Source organism: Streptomyces xylophagus, assembly GCF_000716435.1.
In the GTDB taxonomy this organism is placed as follows: Bacteria; Actinomycetota; Actinomycetes; order Streptomycetales; family Streptomycetaceae; genus Streptomyces; species Streptomyces xylophagus.
Genome location: NZ_JNWO01000015.1, coordinates 315,365 through 341,289, shown reverse-complemented (window position 1 = coordinate 341,289; position 25,925 = coordinate 315,365). Strand labels below are relative to the sequence as shown.

Annotated in this window: 1 protein-coding gene (cut by a window edge); it reads right to left on the bottom strand. The window is 72.1% G+C overall.

The annotated features are described in order from the left end of the window. A protein-coding gene (locus tag OO70_RS51365; RefSeq protein WP_051741759.1) for a hypothetical protein crosses the window boundary here: on the bottom strand, positions 1-25,925 show its 5' portion. 11,035 nt of this gene lie to the left of the window's left edge; only the first 25,925 of its 36,960 coding nucleotides appear in the window; the start codon lies at positions 25,923-25,925; its stop codon lies beyond the left edge, outside the window.

Here is a 25,925-nt window from a genome sequence, read left to right as displayed (position 1 = left end):
GTCTGCCGCTGGGCGAGCGGGACGCTCAGTCCGCCGATCTGGTGGTTGTCGTCGTCGCCGCTGAGGAGTTCGGTGAACCCGGTGGCGAAGGAGTGGTCGGCACCGGCGGCGGTGCTCACCGTGTCGGTCGTGTTGTGGAGTTGGTCGAGGGTGACGTCGTCGGCGTGGGTGGAGCGGCGCGGGTTGTAGAGCGTCACCGCGATCGACGGGGCCTGGCCCGGTGCCCCCTCGAAGGGCGCGGTGCCGGGCAGGTGGCGGGTGAGGTCGGCGGCCAGCCGGGGGCGGTCGAGGGAGACCTGCCCGGCCTGGATCAACTGGCCGAGCCGGACGGCCTGTCCCTCGACCGAGACGGACGTGATCTGCGCGTGCCAGCCACGACCGCCGCGCGGCGCCACGGCATTGAGCGCGGTCTCCAGGTGCGCCCAGCCGTCGAAGTGGAACGCCGGGGTCGGCCCCACCGGATGGAACATCTGCGCGTTGGCGAGATAGGGGGTGCGGGCGGGACCGGGCAGCACCGTGTTGCGCGGGTCGGTGCCGGAGACGACGGACGGGGCGGTCACCGTGGCCGGTTGTGCGGGGACGTTGGTCTCGGTGCCGGTGAAGCGCAGGGTCAGCCGGACCGGGACGGTACGGGTGCGGGGGGTGCCTCGCCTCAGCAGTTCGTTCATCCACTGGCGTACGTCGCCGTTCGCGTCGGCCCACGCGATGACACCGTTCTGGATGAGACCGCCGATGACATTGGGCGGCCAGTCGACGACCAGCGCGGAGCGCACCGACAGCTCGTAGTCGTACTCCAGGCCGTCGAAGTCGGCGCCGTTGTCGGTGCGCAGCCAGAACCGGTTCTCGGCGGTGGTCGCCCGCCGAGCCGACCTGCTGGAGGCCGACTGCGGGGTGAACACCGGCGCCGCCCGGTCCACCTTGGCCAGGTCGGGGCCCTGGTTCGGACGGGGATAGCGGGTGGTGAAGGTGACCGGGAGCTGATTCTGGAGTATCGAGGCCCGGTTGATGCTGCGGCCTGCGGCGGTGTGCGCCAGCCACTGTTCGAGACCCGAGCCGGGGGTCGAGGAACCCCGGACGGCTGCCAGGTTCTGGGTGCGCCGAGGCCTCGCCGTCAGCGTGACCTCGACCAGCCGCTCGCCGCCGTAACCGTGGTGGCGGAAGTGGAAGCGGGTGGTGGCCCGGCGCGGGGTGCCGTTCGGACCGCGTCCGGGCAGCGAGCGCAGTCCGGCGGTCGAGGTGAGCTGCGCGATCCGGCTGTGCACGCCGGACTGGTAGCCGGAGTGCCCCGGGGTGAACGCTCCGGGCGCCTCGGCCTCCACCAACCGCAGCAGCTCGCGCCGGACCTGGCCGCGCCGCTCCCTCCGGTTGACCGGTCCCAGGGGGATCGCGGCGCCGGGCGCCGCCGGGAGGACGCGGGCGGGCGGTTCGAACTCGGTGACCGAGAGGACACCGCCGAGGCCCAGTTCCCGATTGCGGGTGTACGACGCCGGGAGCGGCGCCGTCAGGGCCGGTGCGGCCGCCGGGGTGAGCCCGGTCACGGAGCCCAACCACCGGGCGTCGCGTGCGAGTTGCCCCTGCGTCATGAGGAACTGGAGGCCGCCCGGGACGTCGACCGCGAAGGTGACGGGGTCGATCGTGCCGGACTCGCCGACACCGTTGAGCAGGTTGCGGGAACCGGCCCGGACCGTGACCAGATAGGTGACGTCGGCGACCACCCGGTGCAGGGTGCCGCTCTCGGTAGGGGTGCGGTTGACGCCCGTGCTGGCGGAGAGCGTGTCGGAGGTGTCGGTACGGGACACATGGCCGAGCCGTACCGACGGGTTGAGCAGCCCCTTGTACGGCTTGCCGCTGGTCTGGGTGGTGGAGACCGAACCGTCCGACTCGGGACCGGTGTTGCCCTGCCCGGCCGCGTTCACCGGGGTCGCCGGATGCTTGGGCGGGTTCTGGGTGGCCACCCCGCTGCCGCCGAACTGGTGCGATTTCCCGAGGGACTTGAGCTGCTGGGCGCTGTCGGTGGCCGAGACACCCGTCTCCAGGTACTGCCGGGTGGTGTCCAGCAGCCGGGGCCGGTGTGCGACGGCCTGGATCTCCAGGGAGTACTGGCCGTCGGCGAACGTCCCCGGCAGGCTCAAGCCCTCAACCACATAGGAGTTCTTGAACAGTTCGTGCCCGTGGGCGACGAGACTGCCCGGCGTGATCGCGGCATGCCGGGTCTCGGCGGCACGCGTCCTGCTGTCCATCAGCCCCTGCCCGGCGAGCGGGGAGATGCCGTCGCGAGCCGGGCGGGCAGGGGCAGGGCGGGGGGTCGTGCCGGCGGCGGTGCCCGTGGTCGTGGCGGCGCCCGTGGTCGCCGGGGCGGGCTGCACACCGGTGCCGGTCGTCGTCGGGACAGGCGGCACAGGCAGTACCGGCGGCGCACCGGTCGCGGGGGCGGTGACCGGGAGGATCGGGCCGGTTCCCGTGGCGGGGGGCGTCGGCCGGGCGAGGTTGCGGATCTCCCCGGCGGCCCGCTGGAAGGCGTCCTCGATGGCGGCCGAGCCGCGCACGGTGTCGATCAGGGCGTCGTCCGGTATCCGCACCAGCTCCGGGAGCGGAATGCCGTGGACGTCGGTCCCGTCGAGCCGGGCCCGGTCGGTCACGTCGGGCAGGCGCGGTACCCCGTCGACACGTGCGGTGCGCGGAGCGGCGGTCGCAGGCGGTGCTTGGGTACGGCCGTCCGGCACCGCCAGCCGCAGCGAGCCGGAGACCGTCGGCGGACCGGGGACGTTCGCCGCACCGGGGAGGACCGGCGCGAGGGACTGGTGCAGGGTCTCCGCGAACCGCTCACTGGGGCGGTTGCCGTCGTCCGCGTACAGGTCGAGGGCCAGCCGCACCGGCACGTCGAACGCGTGGCTGTCCTGGCCGGTGGCGATGAAGAACTGGTCGTGCCCGGTGGCGCCGCCCACGGTGTCGCCGTGGGTCACCTGGTGGCCGTACTGGTAGTCGGCGCCGAACCCGATGGACCCCCAACTGCGCAGCGGACCGCTGACGCTGGCCATCGGTCCGAGCGCACCGCCGTAGGACTCACCGCGCTGCTCGGAGTCGCTGCCCGCCATCTGGGCCAGGCCCATGACCTGGATGCCCGGCAGAATCCGGTGGTGGGTGCTGAGTTGCGCGGTGTCACGGGTGGCGGTGAGCAGCAGCCGGACCCTGCGGACGCCGGTGTCCGTGTTGTTGGGCACCTCGAAGTGCAGGGCGTGTCCGCCGTCGACCATGGCGTCGGTGGCGGCGCGCAGCCCGGTCCGGGAGCGGGCCTCGCGCAGTCGGCGCAGATTGTTGAGCTGCGCGTGCAGGCGGATCTGGTGCTCGGGCTCGTGGTTGCGTACCGCTTGCTCCAGCCCCTGCTTCAGGCGCGCGCCGATCCCGGTGGGGGCCGGGGTCGTGGGGTCGGGCGGCAGGAAGCCCTGGCGGCGCAGCCACGCCTCGGCCTCGTCGAACAGGCCGTCCGCGCCGGTGACTTCGAGCGGGGCCGCGCTCAGCCCGATGCCGTCCAACCGCTCCAGCGAGTCCGGGAGCTCCCGTGTCTCGGCGGCGGTCGGCTGCCGGCCGGTGGCGTCCGCCTGGCTCAGGACCCGCAGGTCCATGCCGTGCGCCTGGGTCAGCGGCGGCGCGGCCGTCTCGGTGCCGTCCGGCCGGATCAGGGTGACGTGGTAGGTGACGCCGGAGGGGGTGAGCAGATGGCCCCGGTTGGTGCGGATGGCGTGCATGGTGCCGGCGGAACTGCTCGCGCTGTACGTGTTGGTGACGGTCGCCTGCGTCTGCCCGCGCAGACCGAGACTGCCGCCGATGACTCCCGAGGCGTCCGGATGGCCCTGCTGATGGTCGCCGGTGAGGGCGGCGGCACCGCTGCCGCTGACCCCGATACCGCTGGTGTACTTCGAGGACAGGTCGACCTTCGCCGTGTTGACCAGGTGGCTCTCGAGGTTGATCTGACCCGGAGTGCTCTGCCGCAGCGGGGTCCCGACCGTCGGCACGGTGACCAGGTGCAGCATGCCGACCGCGTTGCCGTCGGCGTCGGTGAGGACGGGCGAGTAGATACCCCCGTCGACCTGCATGGGCAGCGTGCCGCGCAACACCTGCTCGGAGAGGAAGTCCGAGACCTGCCCGGCGGCGGCACCGTCGAGCTCGGCGTGGAACGTCCGGTGAACATGCTCGTACAGCGCCCGGGGGTCGATCACGGAGTCGACACCGTAGAGCGGGAGATCGGCGGGCGCGGCCGGCGCGGGCAACGTGCCCGGCGCCGGGTCGGCGGTGGTGAGGTGCCGGGGGAACCAGATGGTGGTGGCCCCGTGCGACTCGGGCGCGCTCCAGCCGTCGGCCGGGGCCGTCGTACCAGTCTTGCCCGTCTTGTCCGCCGGGGTTGCCTTGGCCGGCTTGGCCGCCTTGGTCGTCTTGGGCGGCGCCGTGACGACGGGGCCGTCGACGCGCACGCGCCAGTGGGTGGTGAACTCCACTGGATCCGAAGGCTCGTTGGAGCGCTGGGCGGAGGTGGTCTGGACGGCCTGGGTAACCGTAGTGGCGTCGCTCGCCTGGTTGTGGGTGATGGTCGCCGTCACCGACCCGTCCACCGCCCGCACCGCGGTCGGCGCCGCGAGCGGCCAGGAACCGGTCCACGGCACCTGGACAGTCCGATACGTACCCGCCGGCTGGCTGGAGAAGTTCTCCCGCGTACCGAACCCGCGCCGCTCGACATGTTTGTCCGGGTCACGCGTGTCGAACCGGCCCTGCCGCAACGAGGTCCGGGCCTCGGAAAGCGTCAGCTGTACGTCGACGGTGTGATCACGCCCGTCGACCCGGACCGTGATCCGGTAACCGCCGTTCGAGCGCAGATACGGCTGTTGGAGCGCGAGGGTCTCACGGCTCAACGCACCCCGCACCTGCTCACCCACCGACTCGGGCAGGTCATCGGGATCCAGCCCGAGCGCCTCGTAGACCTGACCGTGCAGCCCCTCCATCACCTCGTCGGAGAACGGCTCCGCGTACACCAACCCGACGGTCCCGTCCGGGAGCGCGCCGTAGGAATTCACATAGCTCGACGGCAGTTGGCCCCGCGCAGGCGGCTGTGCGGTCGGGGCGTGGGAGGCGGGCCAGATGAGGGGGACGTCCGTGGGGATCGGGGTGGTGTCGGGGTCCTGGGCCGGGGTCGTCTCGTCCTGGCCTGTGTGGTCGTGGAGTTGAGGGCCCGCCGCAGTGACGTTCTCGATCGTGCGGAGGTAACGCTGCGGGATGTGGACGGAGTTCTGAGTCGTGGCCATGAGGCCGGTCGTGTGGACGGTGGTGCTGTTCGGATGGTTGCGGAGCAGGAAGTCGTTGTCACGCTGCTCGTCGGGCAGACCGAGATAGTGCAGGACTTCGTGAAGCAGGTCCGCGTCGGAGTGCTGTGCGTCCAGGTGGAGTTGGTCGGCGCGGCCGGGGTTCGCGGAGTCGGTGAGGGTGACCGCCTCCGGGTGCGCGGGGTCGCTGATCAGGTTGAGGTTGACGTGCAGCTGATCGCCTGAACTGGGCAGCTCCAGGCCGGAGTTGACGTGCAGGTCCAGGAGACCGCTGATGCGTTCGTTGAGTTGAGCGGTGAGCGCCGGGTCGGTCGTGGTGACCGGGAGGTTGAGCGTGTAGTCGCGGACCCACTGGCCGTTGGGGGCCTGGATACGACGGACCTGCGTACGGACGAGGGTCGTCGCGCCGTTGAGCGTGCCGGGGCGGTCCGGGACGGACTGGTCGGCGTGCGGGTCGAAGCGCTCCGTGCTGTGCACGGCGGCGCGGGCGTGGGGACGCAGGCCGTGCCAGGTGTCCTTGGGCGCGGGGTCGGCGACACGGGATGCGGGACGGTCGTCGTCGACGCTGCGGGTGGGCGCGGGGCGGTAACGGCCGTCCGGCTGAACGCTGTTGGCGTCCTCGGGACCCCGGGGCGCGTACGAAGGGGTGATGTTCGGCGGGGTGGTGCCGGTGTTCGCGTCGCTGGCGCTGTAGTGGTTGAGGCCCGTGTAGTGGACCTCCAGCGCGGGCGTGTTGGTGGTCGTCGGGCCGTAGCGCAGCACGATGCCTCGGGGACCGGCGGCTGTGTTGGTCACCGGCTCGAAGACGTGGATGGGGGCGCCGAGGGTGTCGGCGAGCAGCGGCAGGAAGGTGTCGCCGACCGGGTTCGCCCATGCATCCGACCAGTTGCTCACCGCGCCGTCGAGGACGCCCGCCTCGTAGTCGGTGAGTGCGGCGGTGCTCCGGTGGTAGCCGGCGGTCAGCAGCGACCTGCGCTCGTCCGGGGTCATGGTGGCGAGCGTCGGCAGGGCGTTCGCGGCGCGCAGATAGGCGAACATCCGCCGGTTGCTCGGTGGGTTGCCGGTCGGCGGGGTCGGGGCGCCCGGCAGAGAGACGGCTTGCAGATAGCGGGTCTGGAGGTCGACCGGGTCCAGGTCCTCGGCGTGGGTCATGCCCTGGATGCCGTACTGGGTCAGTTGGTTGTCGACCTCGCCGTCCGACGCGTTCTGCACCCGCCTCGCGAAGCCGCCGGCGAGGACGCCCCGGAGCTGGCCCAGCACCTGCGGCGGCAGCGGCCGCCTGCCGTCGCGCGCCTCCGCCAGGCGGGCCAGCACCAGGTTCTGCAACTCCTGTTGCGCGTACCGCAGATGGCCTGATCCCCGGTTGTTGGTCCCCGGGTTCCGCGTCATCGTCGCGAGGGTCCGCCGTACGTCCTCGGGCCGGGCGAGCCAGGCGGCTGTGCCTGCGGCGAAGGCCCGGTTGGCCTGCCGCAGTCGGGTGCGGACCAGGTGCGGCGCGCTGCCGATGACGGCGTACAGGAGGCAGTTGCCGTCACCGGGGGTCTCAACGGCGTTGCCCGTGGAGGCTACGTAGGGAGACAGCGGGGCGGCCGGAGTAGTGCCGGGCTGCGACGCGACGAGCGGGGTCTTGGCCTTGCCCGGGCCCGTGCTCTTGCCGGTGACCGGCTTCTTGCCCTTGTCGGTCTTGCCCGACTTGCCGCTGCTCGTACCGGACTTGGACGGCTCACTCTTCTTCGGCTTCTGTTGCGTCGGCTTCGGCGTGGTTCCGGTGCTGGGGACGGTCGTACTGGTGGCGGGGGCCGGGGTGTGGGTCTGACCGGCGGCCGGGAGGGGGGTGGCCGGGCCGTCGGGCGCGGGCCAGCGGGGCGGGGTGGTGGCGAAGGTGGTGCGCAGGGACTGTTCGGGGGTCGGGGCGCTGTCCTGGACGGGGGTGGACAGGCCCGGCAGCGCGGTGGTGGCCGATGTCTGGTCGGCCGCGGCCTGCACCTGCGCGGCGACGACGGCGACGATCTCCCCGTCGCGGCGGGTGACCTCGGCCGCTGCGGCGGTGACCCGGTTCTGGGCGGCGGCCTCGTTCTCCGTGGCGACCCGGAGGCCGCGTGCCGCGACCTCCTCGGCACGCGCGTCCTCCCGCGCCTTCTCCTCGGCCTTCCCGTGGTCCTCCTGCGCCGTGCGGATCTCGTCCGGCCGGTTGGCGACGGTCTCCCGCGCCTGCTCCAGCGCCGGCCGGGCCGTGGTGAGCGCGGCGGTGGCCCGCTGGACGGCGTTCTCGGCGGCGGTGACCGCCGGGACCGCGGCCTGCACCCGGGGGTCGTCGGCGACATCGGCCGCGGGGGCGTGGGAGCGCGGGGCGCCGGGTGCGGCGGGGGTCGGCGGGGCCGGTACGGGAGCGGGGGCCGTACTCGACTGCCCGTTCCTCGCGGCCTGTTCGGCGGCGGCCCGGGCGGCGTCGGCGCGTTCGGCGCGCACGAGGGTCTCGGCCTGCGTCAGCGCGGCCAGGGCCGTTTGACGGGCGTGGACGCCCTGCCTCTCCTCCCGTTCGTGGGCCTCGATGACCTGCGGCAGTGTCCTGGTGGTCTGCTGGGCCTCCGCGAACTCCCGCTTCAGCCGCTCGACTTGTGCCTCGGCGTCGCGCGCGGCCTGGGCGGAGTCGACGGCCGCCTTCCTCGCCTGCGTGTGGGCGGCGGTCGCCTTCGTGACCGCGAGCTGCGCCTCCCGGTGGGTCTTCGCGACGGCCGTGTACGCCTGGTTGGCCTCCCTGCGGGCAGCGAAACGGAGGTTCAGCAGCTGCGGGGTGTCGGCGAGGGTGTCGGTGGCGGTGTGCAGGAGTTCCGCCTGGGCGTGGAAGGCGGTCCACGCGGTGGTCAGATCCGGGTCGGCAGTGACGAGCGCGCCCTCGGGGGTGAACTCCCAACGGCGGACGCCCTGTTGGTCACGGGTCATCAACTCCAGCGGACGGTTGCCGAGCACGGCCGTACGGGAAGCCATGTAGAGAGCCCGGCCGAGGTGTTCGCCCTGCGGGTCGGCGCCGAGGGCCACCCAGAACTGGACGCCATGGCTGCCGGCCGGGATCGCGGAGTGCAGCCGTTCGGGCAGCGTGTGCGGCTCGGCGGTGGCCCAGTCGGGGACGAGGGCGGGCAGGTCGTGGACGTCCTCCGGGGACTCGGCCGGAGTGAGCAGACCGTGGCCGAGGAGGTCACGCTCCTCGATGCGGAGGGTGACCGTGCCGGTGACGTGACGGGTGCCCTGCGGTCCTTCGACGAGCAGGTGGGCATCGGCGTCGACGACGTAACTCCGCGTCCCGCGCGCCCCGTTGGCCGGTGCGGAGGTGCTGCCCGACTTGAGCCAGTCACGGCGACTGCCGGTGGTGGTGCCGCCGAAGCTGGAGGGCTGGGTCTGCCGCTGGGCGACCGGGACGTTGATCCCACCGAGCTGGCGATTGTTGTCGTCACCGCTGAGGAGTTGCGTGAACGAGGTCGCCATGGAGTGGTCGGCGCCGGCGGCGGTGCTCACCGTGTCGGTGGTGTTGTGGAGTTGGTCGAGGGTGACGTCGTCGGCATGGGTGGAACGGCGCGGGTTGTAGAGCGTCACCGCGATCGACGGGGCCTGGCCCGGTGCCCCCTCGAAGGGCGCGGTGCCGGGCAGCTGGCGGGTGAGGTCGGCGGCCAACCGGGGGCGGTCGAGCGAGACCTGCCCGGCCTGGATCAACTGGCCGAGCCGGACGGCCTGTCCCTCCACCGAGACGGAGGTGATCTGCGCGTGCCAGCCGCGTCCGCCGCGCGGCGCAACGGCGTTGAGCGCCGTCTCCAGGTGTGCCCAGCCGTCGAAGTGGAACGCCGGGGTCGGCCCCACCGGATGGAACATCTGCGCGTCGGCCAGATACGGGGTGCGGGCGGGGCCGGGCAGCACGGTGTTGCGCGGGTCGACGCCGGACTCCGCGGACGGGGCGGTCACCGAGGCCGGTTGCGCGGGGACGTTGGTCTCGGTGCCGGTGAACCGCAGCGCCAGGCTGACTGGGACGGTGCTGGTGCGCGCGTTGCCTCCCTCCAGCATCGCGTCGATCCACTGGCGTATGTCGCCGTCCGCGTCGGCCCAGGCGATGACGCCGTTCTGGATGAGACCGCCGATGACGTTGGGCGGCCAGTCGACGACCAGCGCGGAGCGGACGGTCAGCTCGTAGTCGTAGCGCAGGCCGTCGAAGTCGGCACCGTTGTCCGTGCGCAGCCAGAAACGGTTGTCGGCCGTGGTCGCCCGCCGGGCCGTGATGCCGCTGGCCGACTGCGGGGTGACGCCCGGCGCCGAGCGGTCCGTCGTCAAGGGATCGGGACCCTGGTCCGGACGGAGATAGCGGACCGTCGGCGTGATCGGGAGCTGCGTCTGCCGTACCGAGGCACGGGTGGTGGTGCGGCCCGCGGCGGTGTGCGACTGCCACTGTTCGAGACCCGAGCCGGGGGTGGAGGTGCCCCGGATCCCGGCCAGGTTCTGGGTCCGCCGGGGCCTCGCCCGCAGCGTGACCTCGATCAGCCGCTCGCCGCCGTAACCGTGGTGGCGGAAGTGGAAGCGGGTGGTGGCCGGGTGCGGGGTGCCGTCCGGGCCGCGTCCGGGCAGCGAGCGCAGTCCGGCCGTGGAGGTGAGCTGGGCGATCCGGCTGTGCACACCGGGCTGGTAACCGACGTGCCCGGGGGTGAACACTCCGGGTGCCTCGGTCGCGACCAGGGCCAGCAGTTCGCGCCCGACCTGGCCGCGCCGCTCCCTGTCGTGAACCGGCAGCAACGGGACCTGGCCGGCGACGGCTGCCGGGGCGGGGGCCCTCTCGTACTCGGTGACCGAGAGGACGCCGCCGAGGCCCAGTTGCCGATTGTTCACGTAGGCCGCCGGCAGCGGAGCCTGGCCCTGGACGGGCGCCGGGGTGAGACCGTTCACCGAGCCCATCCACCGTGCGTCACGGTCGAGTTGACCCTGCGTCATGAGGAACTGGACGCCGCCCGGGACGTCCACCGCGAAGGTGACGGGGGCGATCGTGCCGAGGTCGGCGACCCCGTTGCCCAGTGTGCGGGAGCCGGCCCGGACCGTGACCACATAGGTGACGTCGGCGACCACCCGGTGCAGGGTTCCGCTCTCGGTGGGGGTGCGGTTGACGCCCGTGCTGGCGGAGAGCGTGTCGGAGGTGTCGGTGCGGGACACCTTGTTGAGCCGTACCGCCGGGTTGAACTGGTTCTTGTTCGGCTTGGTGGCACTCTGGCCGGTGGAGCCCGAACCGTCCGACCCGGAACCGGTGTTGCTCTGCGCCACCGGTGTGGACGAGTTCTGGGTGACCGAGCCGGTACCGCCGAACTGGTGTGACTTTCCCAGGGACTTGAGTTGCTGGGCGCTGTCGGTGGCCGAGACGCCCGTCTCCAGGTACTGCCGGGTGGTGTCCAGCAGCCGGGGCGCGTGCGCCACCGCCTGGATCTCCAGCGAGTACTGACCGTCCGCCATCGTCCCCGGCAGGCTCAGGCCCTCAACTACGTAGGAGTTCTTGAACAGTTCGTGCCCGTGGGCGACAAGACTGCCCGGCGTGATCGCCGCGTGCCGGGTCTCGGCGGCACGCGTCCTGTTGTCCATCAGCCCGTGCCCGGCGAGCGGGAGGACGCCGGCGCGCTGCGGCGCGGCGGGGGCGGGCGCCGTGCCGGGGGCAGTGACCGGGAGGATCGGGCCGGTGGCCGGGGTGGCGGGCGTCGCCTGCTGGGCCTGGTTGCGGATCTCCCGGGCGGCCCGCCGGAAGACCGACTCGATGGCCGCGGAGCCGCGCACGGTGTCGATCAGCGCGTCGTCCGGTATCCGCACCAGACCCGGAAGCGGGGTGCCCTGGTTGTCGGTCGCGGCGAGACGGTCCCTGTCGTTCCGGTCCACATCACGCGGCGCCCCGTCGGCACGTGCGGCGCGCGGTGCGGGGGTCGCCGAGGGCGCGTGGGTACGGCCGTCCGGCACCGCCAGCCGCAGCGAACCGGTGACCGTAGGCGCCGGCGCGGGGGCAACGGGCGGCGCACCGGGGACAGTTGGGGCTACGGCCGGCTGGGCCGCCTGGTTGACGTTCCGCCCGAACCGCTCGCTCGGCTCGTCCGTGTCGTTCGCGTACAGGTCCAGGGCCAACCGCACCGGCACGTCGAACGCGTGGCTGTCCTGGTTGGTGGCGATGAAGAACTGGTCATGGCCGGTGGCCCCGCCCACGGTGTCGCCGTGCGTGACCTGGTGGCCGTACTGATAGTCGCCCCCGAACCCGATGGACCCCCACCTGGGCAACGGCCCGCCGACACTGCCCAACGCCCCGAACGCACCGCTGTACGACTCACCTCGCTGCTCGGCGTCGCTGCCCGACATCTGCGCCAGACCCATGACCTGAATACCCGGCAGGACCAGGTCATGGGTACTGGCCTGCCCGGTGTCACGGTCGGCGGTGAGCAACAGCCGGACCCGACGCACGCCCGTGTCCGTGCTGTTGGGCACCTCGAAGTGCAGGGAGTGACCGCCGTCGACCATGGCATCGGTGGCAGCACGCAGCCCCGTGCGGGAGCGGGCCTCGCGCAGCCGGCGCAGATTGTTGAGCTGCGCGTGCAGCCGAATCTGGTGCTCGGGCTCGTAGTTGCGCACCACGCCCATCCCTGTGGGAGCGGACGGCAGAAAGCCCTCGCGGCGCAGCCACGCCTCGGCCTCGTCGAACAGGCCGTCCGCGCCGGTGACTTCGAGCGGGGCCGCACTCAGCCCGATACCGTCCAACCGCTCCAGCGAGTCCGGGAGTTCACGCGTCTCGGCAGCGGTCGGCGGGTGCCCGGCGGCGGCCGTCCTGCTCAGCAGCCGCAAGTCCATGCCGTGCGCCTGGGTGAGCGCCGGGGCCCGCGTCTCGGTACCGTCCGGCCGGATCAGAGTGACCCGGTAGGTGACGCCGGTGGGGGCGAGCAGATGGCTCTGGTTGGTGCGGATGGCGTGCATCGTGCCGGCGGAACTGCTCGCGCTGTACGTGTTGGTGACGGTCGCCTGGGTCTGCCCCCGCAGACCGAGAGTGCCGCCAATGGTGCTCGACGCGTCCGGATGACCCTGATGGTGGTCACCGGTGAGGGCGACAGCGGCGCTGCCACTGATGCCGATACCGCTGGTGTACTTCGAAGAGAGGTCCACCTTCGCGGTGTTGACCAGATGGCTCTCCAGGTTGATCTTTCCCGCGATGCTCTGCCGCTGCGGGGTGCTCGTCCCCGGCTGGGTGACGAGGCGAAGCATGCCGACCGCCGCGCCGTCGGCGTTGGTGATCACGGGCGAGTAGAGCCCGCCATGGATCTGCATCGGCAGCGTGCCGCGCAGCACCTGCTCGGAGAGGAAGTCCGAGACCTGCCCCGCGGCGGTGGCGTCCAGATCGGCGTGGAACGCCTGGTGGACGTGCTCGTACAGGGCCCTCGGGTCGATCACGGAGTCGACGCCGTAGAGCGGCAGATCGGTCGGCGCGGCGGGGTCGGGCAGCGAACCCGGCGCCGGATCGGCGGTGGTGAGGTGCTGCGGGAACCAGATCGTGGTGGAACCGTGCGACACCGGCGCGCCCCACCCGTCCGTCGCCGGGGCGGTGGCGGGCGCGGGGGGTGCGGTGGGCGCCGCAGTGACCGCGGGGGCATCGACGCGCACCCGCCAGTGGGTGGTGAACTCCACAGCATCAGAGGGCTCGTTGGAGCGCTGGGAAGACGTGGTCTGGACGGCCTGCGTGACCGTGGTGGCATCGCTCGCCTGGTTGTGCGTGAGGGACACCGTCACCGAACCGTCCACCGCCCGCACCGCGGTCGGCGCCGTGATCGGCCACGTACCCGTCCAGGGCACCTGGACCGTCCGATACGTACCCGCCGGCTGACTGGAGAAGTTCTCCCGCGTACCGAACCCACGCCGCTCGACATGCTTGTCCGGATCACGCGTGTCAAAGCGCCCCTGCCGCAACGACGTTCGTGCGTCGGAAAGCGTCAGCTGTACGTCGACGGTGCGATCACGCCCGTCGACCCGGACCGTGATCCGGTAACCACCGTTCGAGCGCAGATACGGCAGCTGAAGCGAGAGAGTCTCCCGGCTCAGCGCACCCCGCACCTGTTCACGCACCGACTCGGGCGGGTTGTCCACGTCCAGCCCGAGCGCCTCGTAGACCTGACCGTGCAGCCCTTCCATCACCTCGTCGGAGAACGGCTCCGCGTACACCAAACCGACCGTGCCGTCCGGACGCGCACCGTAGGAATTCACATAGCTCGACGGCAATTGGCCCCGCGCAGGCGGCTGTGCGGTCGGGGCCTGGGAGGCGGGCCAGGTGAGGGGGGTGTCTGTGGGAATGGGATTGGTGTCGGGGTTCTGGGCGGGGGTCGTCCGGTCTTGGTTTGTGTGGTCGTGGAGTTGAGGGCCCGCGGAGGTGACGTTCTCGATGGTGCGGAGGTAGCGGCGGGGAATGTGGACCGGGGTCTGGGTGGTGGCCATGACGCCGGTGGTGTGGACGGTGGTGCTGTTGGGGTGGTTGCGCAGCAGGAAGTCGTTGTCGCGCTGCTGGTCGGGCAGGCCGAGGTAGTGCAGGATCTCGTGGAGCAGGACCGCGTCGGAATGGTTGACGTCCAGGTGGAGTTGGTCGGCGCGAGCCGGGTTCCCGGAGTCGGTGAGGGTGATCGCCTCCGGGTGCGCGGAGTCGCTGATCAGGTTGAGGTTGACGTGCAGCTGGTCGCCTGAACTGGGCAGTGCGAGACCGGAGTTGAGGTGGGTGTCCAGCAACCGCGTGATGCGCTCGTTGAGTTGGGTGGTGAGCGCCGGGTCGGTCGTGGTGACCGGGAGGTTGAGCGTGTAGTCGCGGACCCACTGGCCGTTCGGGGCCTGGATACGACGGATCTGCGCCCGGATGAGAGTCGTCGCACCGCTCAGGGCGCCGGGGCGGGGCGGGGTGGACTGATCCGCGTGCGGATCGAACCGCTCCGCGGAGTGCACGGCAGCCCGGGCGTGCGGACGCAGGGCGTGCCACGTGTCCTTGGGCGCGGGATCGGTGACACGGGATGCGGGCCGGTCCTCGTCGGCGTCGCGGACGGGCGCGGGGCGGTAACGGCCCTCCGGCTGAACGCTGTTGGCGTCCTCCGGACCCCGGGGCGCCTGCGACGGCGTGATGGTGGTCGTCGTGTCGTCGACGATGAGGGGGCCCGCGTCGGTCGCGCTGTAGTGGTTCAGGCCTGTGTAGTGGACCTCGATGACCCGGGTGGCGGAGGCGGGCCCGATGACGCTGACGGTGGCGGTGTCTGCCGAGTCGCCCGGCCGCAGTACCTCCACGGCCACGTCCAGGGTGTCCGCCAGCAACGGGAGGAACAACTCGCCCTCGTTGCTCTCATAGGTCTGTGACCAGTTCCCGACGGCGTGGAGCGCGTGGGCCAGTTCGGCGTCGGTGAACTGTGCGTCGCTCTCGGTGTAGCCGTGCCCGAGCAGCCTGCGGAGTTCCGCGTCGGAGAGGTCGTTCAGTGTGGGCAGCCGGTCGGTGTCGCGCAGATACGCGAACATGTCCGGCGCGCCGGGCGTCGCCGGGCCGATGGCGTCGTCCGTGGTCAGCGCGTCGATGTAGCGCGTGTCGAGATCGTCCAACTGCTCCGGCTCCGTCACCCCTTCGATGCCGTACTCGTCGAGGGTGGTGAGGAGTTCGGGCCGGCTCATCTTCGCCGTGCGCTTGTCGAACCACGGCACGAGCGTCTGCCGTACCTGACCGACCACCTCGTGCGGCAACGGGCGCTCGCCGCGCGCGATGAGCAGTCGGTGATCGGCGAGGATGCGCAGCCGGTCCGCCGCGACCATCAGATGCCGGCCGGCCGGGGGCATCGGGGAGGCCCCCCTCTCCCAGTGGGCGAACTCGGCCACTCCGGCGCGGACTTGGCTCGGTCGGCTGAGCCAGGCGTAGGTGTCCGGGGCCTCGGTACGCAGTCCGGGCAGCGCGTCGCGGACCCGCTCCGGGTCGGTGCCGATGAACGTGTAGAGCATGCACCGGCCGTCGCCCCGGGTGTCGATCGGACGCCCTCGGGCCGGCCGCACCTGGAAGGCCGGGGGCCGGGACGCCGTGCGGTTGGCCGGCACGGGGTCCGCGTCGTCCTGGGCGCGCCCCTTGCCCTTGGCTTCGGTCTTGGCCTTTGCCTCGTCCGGGGTGAGGGTGGCGGCCTCCGTCTCGTCCTGGGTGTGGGTGTCCGCGTCCGCCGGTGTGCTGTGCGGGTCGGCGGGCGTGGTGCCGGGGTTCTGGGTCGTGGTGCTGACGACGGGGTTGAAGGACGTACTGCCGCTGCCCTCACCGGAGTTGCTGCCGAGGTGCCCGAACGTCGTGGTGTTGCCGACCAGGGCGTCGAACGCGTTGTCCTGGTCGGAGGTGGTGCCGGGGTTGCCGCCTGTGGTGTCGTTGTCGCCGGTCGGTGGGGTGTCCTTCGGCGGGACGAGGGATGTCGAGTCGGAGGTGGTCGAGTCGGTGTGCGTGTCCGAACGGCCGCCGCCGTCCCCGGAGTTCTCGTTCCTGGTGGTGGAGTCGCCGCTCGCGAGGGTGTTGCCGTCGCCGGGGCCCGGTGTGTTGCCGGTGGAGGGACCCGCCGCGCGGGGGCGGCCCGAGCCCGGCCAGCGCGGGGTGATGGAGGCCAGCGTCGAGTGTGAGGTGGGCAGCGTCGAGGGGCCGGAGACCAGCACCGGGCCGGTCGCGCCCGGGAGTTGGGTCTCCGCCGCCGCCCGGCGGGCCGCTGCGTCGTCGCGCCTGCCGACGGCGTTGTCGATCCGGGCGTCGATATCGTGGAGCTGTTGCTCCGCCTGCTCGTGGTTCTCGCGTGCGTCCTCGTGGACGAGGGCCGCGCCCGTGGCAGTGTCGCGAGCCGTGCCTGCGTCCGTGCGCAGAGTGCCTGCCGTGGCCTGGGCGCCGGGGAGCTGCGCCCGCGCCTCGCGCAGGGCCGCCTCGTCGCGCGCCAGGCCGGCCTCGGTGTCCTCGCGCGCGGCACGGTCCCGCTCCAGCCCGGCCCGCACCTCGGCGAGGTCGGCGTCCAACTTGCCTACGTCGGCGGTGACTTCGTCGATCTGCCGGGCGAGACGGGGATCTACGGCAGGGGTGGGGGCGGTGGTGTCGTCCCCGACCGGCTGTCCTACGGCCGTTTCCGGCGCGGGTCCTACGACAGTGTCCGGCGTGACGGTGTCCGACGTGGTCGTGCCCGGCGTGTCCGAGTTCTGCGTGACCCTATCCGGCGTCGCGCTCTCGACCGTCGTAGCACCGTCCGTGCCGGACGGGCCCGGTACCGGAACGTTCTCCGTGTCGCCCGGGCCGGAGCCGGAGGGCCTCGTCGTCGAGGCCGCCGCGGCGCGGGCCGTGAGGTCGGCCAGGTGGCGTCGGGCGGTCTTGGCCTGGGCGCTGAGGCGTATCTCCGCGCGCTCGCCCTCGGAGACCGCGTCGGTGAGCGAGCCGATCGTGCGGCGGGCCCCGGAGATCCCACCGACCAGGGTCTTGTCGCGGGCGACGAGGTCACGGACGTTCTGTTCGGCCCGGTCCGCCTCCTGCTCCGCGGTGGTCGCGGCCGTGGCGGTCCGAGTGGCCTCGGCCGCCGCGTCCGTCAGCGCGGTGACGGCGTCGTTCAGGGCGTGCTGCGCGTCGGCCCGCAGACCCCGCTCCACGCCTTCGTCGTCGAGCGCTTCGGCGTGGTCCTCCTCGGCCCGGTCGAACGCGGCGGCGGCATCCTCGAAGTCCGCCCATGCCTGGTCAAGCGCTACGACACCGGTGGTGGAGCCCGGTGCCGTCTCACCCGTGCGGGGCGCCCCGCCATCCGTACCGGGCGCCACGATGTCCGTCCCCGTCCTCCCCACCGGCGACCCCGTGAGCGTGCCGTCCTGGTCGAAGGACCAGATGCGCAGGCCCTCCGGGCCCCGGGTGACCAGTTCCGCCGGGTGACCGTGTGCCCGGGCCGCCCGTGAGGCGCCGTAGAGGGCCAGGGCTAGGCGGGAGCCGTCCGGGTCGGGGCCGGTGGCCACCCAGAACTGGTATCCGCCGTCCGTGCGGTCGACGCCGTCGGTCAGTGCGGGGGTCACGTCCCGCAGCGGGGTCGTCGCCCAGTCCTCGGGGGCGGTGTCGGTGCCCGCGGTGAGCAGGGCCGGGAGGTCGTAGACGCCGGGCACCGGACGGGCGTCGGTGATGCCGTGGCCGAGGGCGTCGCGCTCCTCGACGCGGATCGTGGCGGTACCGGTGACATGGCGTACGCCCTCGGGACCGGAGACCTCGATGTGTACGTCGGCGGTGACCTCGTAGCTGCGGGTGCCGCGGCCGTCGGCGGGCAGGCTGGTGGAGCCGGTCTTGAGCCAGTCGCGGCGCCCGCCGGAGACCGTGCTGCCGAAGTTGCTCGCGTGCACCGGCCGTTGGAGCAGCGGCGGGGTCGCGCCGAGGAGGTTGCGGTCGGGGTCGTCGGCGCTCATGACGAACGGCAGCGACAGCCCGGTGGTGGTGTCGCCGCCGGAGACCGTGCTGCTGTTCCGCGAGCTGATCCGCAGCCTGTCGAGGGTCACGTCGCCGCCGTCGCTGACCGCCCTGGGCCGGTACAACGAGACGGTGAGGGTGGGCCGTTGGTCCGGGGCGTTCCGCAACGGGTACGCGCCCGGCATCCCCTCCAGCATGCCGCCGACCTGACGGGGTGTGTCCAGCGACAGCGTGCCCGCCTGGATGAGTTCGCCGAGCCGCACCGAGGCGTTCTCGTCGGAGGTCGAGGCCGGCTGGGAGCGCCAGCTGCTCCCGGTGTCCGGGGCCACCTGGTCGAGGGCGGTGTACAGCTGGCTCCAGGCGTCGAAGCCGTAGACCGGGACGTTGCCGGTCGGGTGGAAGAGGTCCGTGTCCCGCAACGCGGGCTGTGCGCCGGGCAGTTGACGGGGGTCGACCCGGGACAGCGAAGGCGCCGGCAGCGCGGGCGGCGTGACCGGGGCGGTGTTGGTCTCGCTGCCGGTGAAGCGCAGGCTCACGCGGGCCGGTACCCGGGCCTGGCCGCCGAGTTCGCCGGAGAGGGTGCGGCTCAGCCAGGAGCGGGTCGGCGCGTCGGCGTCGTCCCAGGCGATGACCCCGCGCTGCACCAGGGCGCCCAGCACGTTGGGCGGCCAGTCGGTGACCAGGGTGGAGCGGACCGTGGCGACCAACTCGTAGTCCAGGTCGTCGAAGTCGGCGGCGCTGTCGGTGCGCAGCCAGTACCGGTCCTCGGCGGTGCGCCCCCGCTTGTCGACCTTGGTGGACGAGGAGACCAGATGGGCGGAGGGGCCGAGCCGGTCCGTGCGGTCGTCGGTGTCGGGGCGGCTGAAACGGGCAGTCGGGTTGCCGGTGAGACGGTGCGTCCGGCCCACCGAGGAGGAGAGCGAACGACCCTCCGGCGTGTGCGAACCCCATTGCTCGATACCGGACTTGTCGCCCGGCACCGCGGTGCCCCGCCGTGTGCCCCGGTCCACGGGGGTGGTCGTGGGGCGGGCCGAGAACGTCACCTCGACCAGCGCCGAACCGCCGAACCGGTGGTGCCGGAAGCTGAACCTGGTCTGTCCGTCGCCGCGCCCGATCAGCGCCCGCTTCCCGGCGACACCGGTGTTGTCGGCGATCAGCGCGGCGACACCGGGCAGATAGGACGCGTGGCCGGGGGTGGTCACACCGGGGGCGTACCGCTCCACCAACTCCCGTGTCTCGTTGTGGAGTCGGGCGCGCTGCTCGCTCTGCGGGGTCGCCGCCGGGCCCGTTCCCCGGTCGGAGAGTTCGGTGACCGAGTTGACAGTGGCCAGGCCGAGGGTGCCGTCACGGACGTAGCGACTGGGCAGTGACGGGCTCGTCAGGCCGGTCGTCGACGGGGCGGGCAGGGGAGGGTCGAAGGCGCCCATCCACCCTCCGTCGCGCCGTAGTTGACTCTCCGTCATCAGGAACTGGAGGCCGCGCGGCACGTCGACGGCGAGCGTGACGGTCTCCGCGGGCCCGAACCCGAGGGAGTTGGCGACCACGTTGCGGTGTCCGGACCGTACGGTGATCAGGTAGGTGACGTCGGCCGTGACCCGGTGCTGGAGTCCCGACTGGGTGGGCGTCCGGTTGGTGGCGGTGCTGCTGCTGAGGGTGTCGGACTTGTCGCTCTTGCGGTCGTACTGGTAGCGCCCGGACGGGTTGAAGCGGGACGGCGTCGGTGCCGGGGAGGCGGCGGGCTGCCCGCTCGCCGGGGTGGGACTCGGCGGGTTGTTCTGGGTCGCCGAGCCGCCCAGGCCGAACTGGTGTGTTTTTCCCAGTCCCTTGAGCTGCTGCGCCGAGTCGGCGGCGGAGATGCCGGTCTCCAGGTACTGGTTCACGCTCTGCGTCAGGTGGGGCGTGTGGGCGACGGCCTCGATCTCGATGGCGAGCTGGCCGTCGGCGCCGAGCCCGGGCAGCGTCAGTCCCTCCACCACGTAGGTGCCGCTGAAGATCTGGTGTCCCCGGCCGATCAGCGAACCGGGCGAGAGCGCGGTGGTGCGGGACTCGGCGCTCACCGTGGTGGTGTCGGCGAACGGACTGCCGACCAGCGAACTGCGCAGGAACCCGGTGACACCACCCACCAGCCGGGAGATCCGCCCGGGAGGAGCGGCGGGGTCGCCGTCGGCGTTGTCGTCACCCGCGGTGGCGTCGGCATCGGGGCGGGCACCGACGCCGGTGACGATCTGCCGGAAGGCGTCCTGGAGCGCCGCCGAACCGCGCACCACGTCGATCAGCGCGTCGTCCGGCACGCGGACCACGTCCGGGTGCGGCGTGCCGTCCGGGCCCGTCATGGCCAGCCGCTGCCGGTCCTCCGGCGTCTCCTGCCGTACGGTGTACGGCTCACCGGCCGGCGCGTCCTCCGCGGCGTCCACGGTCCGCGCGTGCGGAACGGCCAGCCGGATCATTCCGGCGACACCCCGCACGCCGGGAGGCTGTACACCGGCCTCCGGATCGCCCTCGGCGCGGGGCGCCTGCACCTCGCCGAACCGGCGCACCGGTTCCTGGCCGGGGCCCTCGTACAGGTCGAGCGTGAGGCGGGCCGGTACCGCGAACTCGTGGGTGTTCTGCCCGGTGCCGATGAAGAACTGGTCGTGGCCGAGCGTGGTGCCGGTGGTGTTGCCGAGGGTGGCCTGGCCGACGTACTGGTAGTCGCCGGTACCGCTCAGGGTCCACGCGCCGCCGTGCGGTGTGGGCACGGTGAGCCCGCCGCCGACCCCGCCGCCGAGGCTGTAGGTGTTGCCGAGCCGGCCGGTGCCGCCGGTCCCCGCCTGCGCCAGGCCCATGACCTGGATGTCGGGCAGCACCGTGCGGTGCTCCACGTTCCGGTCCGGGTCGTGGAGCGCGCCCAGTTCCAGTCGTACCCGGCGCCGTCCCGTCACCGAGGGGATCTCCAGGAACAGCGAGTGGCCGCCGTCCACCATGGAGTCCGTCGCCGCGCGCAGCCCGAGCGGGGAACGCAGCTCCTGCAGCCGCCGCAGATTGTTCAACTGGGCCTGCACCAACGTCTCGTCGGGCAGGCGGCCGCGGCGCGGTGCGTTCGCCGGTGGCGGCAGGAAGCCCTCGTCCCGCAGCCAGGTCTCCGCGTCCTCGAACAGCGGCTCCGCGTCGTTCTCGTCCACCCCGAGCGGTGCGGTGGACTGCCCGATCGACTCCAGCGTCGCCAACTCGTGCGGCAGCGCGCGGACCTCGTCCGCGGTCGGCGGGTGTCCCGTCGCGTCCTCGGCGCTGAGCACCCGCAGATCGAGCGCGTGTGTCCACGCCGGGGGTGTGTAGGTGGAGACGGTGCCGTCCGGCCGGAACAGGGTGAGGGTGTACTGGACGTCCGCCTCGGTCAGCAGATGGCTGCGGTTGGTGCGCACCGCGTGCATGGTGCCCGCGAGGGCGCTGGTGCCGAACACGTTCTGTGCCGCGAGGGAGGCGGTGCCCTTGCCGTTGACGGTGCCGCCGATGCCGTGGGAGGCGTCCGGGTGCCCCGCGCGGTGGTCGATCGTGAGGGACGGGCCGACACTGCCGCTGAAGGTCACTCCACTGCTGAACGCCGTGCTCTGGTCGTTCTTGACCGAGGTGACGACATGGCTCTCGAGGTTGATCTTCTTGTCGAGGCTCTTGGCCACCGGGGTGTTCCGGGTGACGTTCGCGTCCAGCCGCATCATGCCGACCGCACGTCCGCGCGCGTCGGTGAGCACCGGCGAGTACAACCCGCCCTCGACCTGCATCGGCAGCGTGCCGCGCAGGATCGACTCGTCGAGGAAGTCCGCGAGTTGGGCCGACGACGTGTCGTCCAGGTCGGCCCGGAAGTTCTCCGCGGCACCCTCGTAGAGCCGCCGCGGGTTCAGCACCGAGTCCACGCCGTAGATGGGCAGTTGCCTGAGGTCGGCGGGGGCGGGCAGCGCCTGCCCGGGATCGGCGTCGGCGTCCACGAGGTGCTGCGGGAACCAGACGGTGACCGACCCGTGCTGCTCGGCCGGACTCCAGTCGTGCGCGGGATCGGGCGTCGCGACGACAACTGCCGTGTCCGTCGCGTCCGTTGAGGCCCCCGGATTCACTACAGCCGCATTGCCTACGCCTGTTACGCCCGTGCCCGGAGCCGGCGCGTCCACGCGCACCTGCCAGTTGTCGGTGAAGTCGTAGGCGCGGGAGGGCTCGTTGCTGCGCTGCGCGCTGGTGGTCTGCACGACCTGGGTGACGGTCGTCGAGCCGTCCGCCTGGTTGTGGGTGATGGTCGCGGCCAGCGCGAGATCCACCCCGCGGACCGGGCCCGCCGCCGCGATCGGTACCGAACCGGTCCACGGCACCGGAATCGTCGAGAACGTGCCGGACGGCTGCGCGGAGACGATCTCCCGGGTGCCGTAGCCGCGCCGCTCCACATGCTTGTCGGGATCGCTCGTGTCGAGCGCGCCCTGCCGTACGGACGGCCGCCTGTTGTCGAGCGTCAGCCGTACGTCCACCTGCCGGTCGACGCCGTCGACCTCCAGGACGATCCGGTGGCCGCCGAGGCTGCGCAGATACGGCATGTTCTGCGTCATCTGCTGCTCCGACAGCACGTCCCGCAGTTGGCCGAGCACCGGGTCGTCCGGTCCCGGAGCGGGCCTGCCGAGCGCGGTGAGCACCTGGCGGTGCAGCCCGTCGACCAGGTCCGGCGCGAACGGCTCCATCTGCACCAGGCCCATCTGGCCGTCGTGCCGTTGCCCGTAACCGTCGAGGTAGGAGGTACGGCGTCCCCCGCCGGGCACCACCTCGGTCGGCGCGCTGGTGTCGCCCTCCGGGGAGGTCACGGTGATCTCCGGGAGCGGCACGACCGCGGGCACGGTCCCGGTCTCCGTCGGGACGGTGTCCGTGAGTTCGATGTCCGCCGGATCCATGCCGTAGGACGTGGACACCGTCAGGGGCGTGGACGTGGTGGCCACCGGGGTCGGCGCGGTGTCGGAGGCGTCGACGGTGGGCTTGACCGGGGCGGGCGGGTCCGCGCCCGGGGCGCCCGCGACCGGGCCCTTCGGACCGGTACCGGTCCCGGTGCCCCGGCGGTCGTCGGCGGGATCGCCGACCAGGGTGCCGATCAGCGCGAGGTGCCGGGGCCTGAGCCCACCCGACTTGTACGCCGGGTCCGACGCGGGCGTGAACGACGTGGGGTCGCCCATCAGGCTGGCCGTACCGCCGCGGTGCGGGGCGGCCGAGTCGAAGCCGCTCTCGTCGCGCAGGCCGAGTTGATGACCGACCTCGTGGGCCAGGTCGGAGTCGGAGATGTCGGCCGGCCAGGAGTGATGGGTGGCCGGAGTTCCGTCGGCGGGGTCGGTGAGCGTCACATCGAGGTGCGCCGTCTCGCCGGGCGCGGCCGGCACGACGGTGACGTGCAGCAGACTCCCGTCCTCCAACCGGTGCCCCGGGGTGTTGAACACCCGCTGCACACCGTCCGTCAGCCGCTGCTGGACACCGTCGACCTGCGGTCCCAGGTTCGGGTTACCGGTGAGCCGGTAGGTGACGGTGAGATCGGTGACCGGCCCACCGTCGTGACTGAACCGCCGCACGGCGAACCCGGCCCGCACGACGTACTGGGTACGCGTCCCGTCCGCCCCGAGCGGCCGCGACACCGGGTCGACCCAGGTATGACTGCGCTCCGAGGACGTGACCCCGGCCCGCGCATCCGCCAGGCTGCCGGGTTCCGGCGCGGAGTTGGGGGTCACGGAGGGGGTCAGATCCACGGCCGGCGCGGGGGTGGGCGTGCTGTTCGGCTCCGGTACGGGGGTGACGTCGGAGGAAGTTGTTGATGTGGTGGCGGGGTCGGTGTGCGGTGCCGTCGTGTCGGTGCCGGAGCTGGAGTCGGAGTTGGGCAGCGAGGCCGTCTCCGGTGCGGAAGACGTGTCCGGGGCCGAACTGGTCGTAGGCGGCGCGCTGTTGCTGCTGGTGGTGACCGGCGTCGGTAGATCGGAGCCGGTGTCCGTGCCGGTGCCGGTGTCCGTGTCGCCGGGGGTGGGGAGGGGGGTGGGATCGGTGCCGGTGTCGGAGCTGGTGTTGACATCGGGGTGGGAGGAGTTGGTACCGGTGCCGGTCTCGGTGTGCGTGTTGCCGGGGGTGGGATCGGTGCTGGTGGTGGTGTTGGATCCGGTGTCGCCATCGGAGTGGGTGGTGCCGGTGCCGTTGGACGTCGCGTCCTCCGGGCGCCCCTGTGTCGTGGTGCGCGGGGTGCCGCCGGTGTTCGAGGGGGTACCTGAACTGGACGTCGGGCTCCCCGTGTTCGTCCCGCTCGACGTGGGGGCACCGGACCCGGTCGTGCTCGTACCCGTACCGGTACCCGTGCCCGTGCCCGGCGGTACGACGGTGGTGTCGGCCCCACTCGCCACCGGAACGTCCGGCGTAGGCACCGGAGTTGACGTGTCCGAGGTATCGCTCTGCTGACCAGTCCCCTGCGCGGACTCCTGCACGCCGTCGCCGGTGTTGTTCGGCTGCTGCTGAACTGTCCGCACGGGCGCCGGAGTTCCCGAGTCGGTGGTGTGCGGGGTGCCGCCGGTGTTCGAGGGCGAGCCGGAACCGGACGTCGGGTTCCCCGTGCTCGTGGTCGGCGGTACGACCGTGGTGTTCGAGGGGGCGTTCTGCTGCTCACCGGCCCCCTGGGCCACCTCGTCGGTACCGCCCGTGTCGACCTGGCTCGGCGTCCTCGTCGGCGTACTGGACGACGAGCCGTCGCCGGTCGAACTCGTCGTGCCGTGCGGGACGTTGCTCTGCAGGTCCCCCCCGTCGACCTTCACGTCGTCGACGTGGATGTCGCTGAGGTTCGTGTCGTCCAGGTCGGTGGTCCGGGTCGGCGGGGTGTTCGTGGAGGTGCGTTGGGGGTTGCCGCTCGTCGAGGAACTGCCGTTGTTCGAGGTCGTGTTGATGGGGCCGGGGCCGGACGTGGTGGACGAGTCGGACGACGGCGTGTTCGAGGAGGCGGTGTTGGGGCCGGAGTTGACGTCGGTGTGGGAGTCGTCCGGGACGTCCGCGGTGCTCAGGGTGTTCACCTGCGGCGGTGTCCTGAAGTTGAACTTGTTGCCGAGCGCGCTCGCGCCCTGTCCCAGATGGTGTTCGGCGACCGAGCTGAGGCCGCCGCCCAGGAAGGTGTTCAGGGGGTCGATGGGGAAGCCGTAGATGGACGCCGTGGCGATCTCGCCGAGCGCCTCCGCACCGCCCTCGGTGAGGAAGTGCTCCACGTCCTCACCGAACTCGTGCGCCACCTTGTTGCCCAGGCTCTTCGGCTTCGGCGTGGGGGTGGGCGTCGGGGTCGGCGTGAGATGCGGGGACGGTGTCGGGGTGGGCGTGGTCTTCGGGTTCGGCGTGGGGTTCGGCTTCGGGTTCGGCTTGGTGTTGACGTCGGGGTTGTCGAACTTGTGGTTGTTGAACTTCTTCGAGTTGCCGCTGACGTCCTTGAACGGGTTGTGGCTGCCGAAGATGTTCTTGAGGTTGTTCTTCAGGCCCTTGCCGAGGTCGTGCAGCAGGCCGTGGAACAGGCCGGTGAAGGCGCCGAAGACACCGTCCTGGACGATCTGCGACCAGTCGAACCCGTGCGGGCGGCGGCCCTTGGGCGCGCCCAGCATCATGGCCAGCCGTACCGCGAAGGTGGTGAACGCCTCTTCGATCGCCTCGGTGAGGCTGGGCAGAAGATGCGTCTTCTTCATCAGCCATTCCATCAGCGTGAGAATGGCGACCCGGCTGCGGGCCTTCGCCACCGCGGCCTGGCTGGACGCGGAACCGCCGGTGAAGGCGGACAGCACCGCGATGACCAGCAACTCGATGAGCAGCCGGACCAGTTCGGCGATGATCTGCCACTTCGACTCCATGATGTCCATGGAGGACTTGGTGCGGGACTGCCCGATGCTGTCGAGCTGGTCGGCGAAATCCTTCAGGTAGTTGACGCCGCCGCTGTCGAGGAACATGTGCATCGCCCGCACATAGTTGTTCCCGACCTGCGGCGGCAGCGCGCGCCCGACCCCACCGGCGGTCTGCTCGATCAGGTCCGAGAGGTCACGCATACGCCGGCCCAGCCGCTCGTACGGCTTGCCGTTGGCGTAGGCCATGTCCTCGTCGGCCTGGAGGAACTTCTCGCCGATGAGCACGAACATGAGGTTGTTCAGCTGGGGCGACGCGTGGATGGTCAT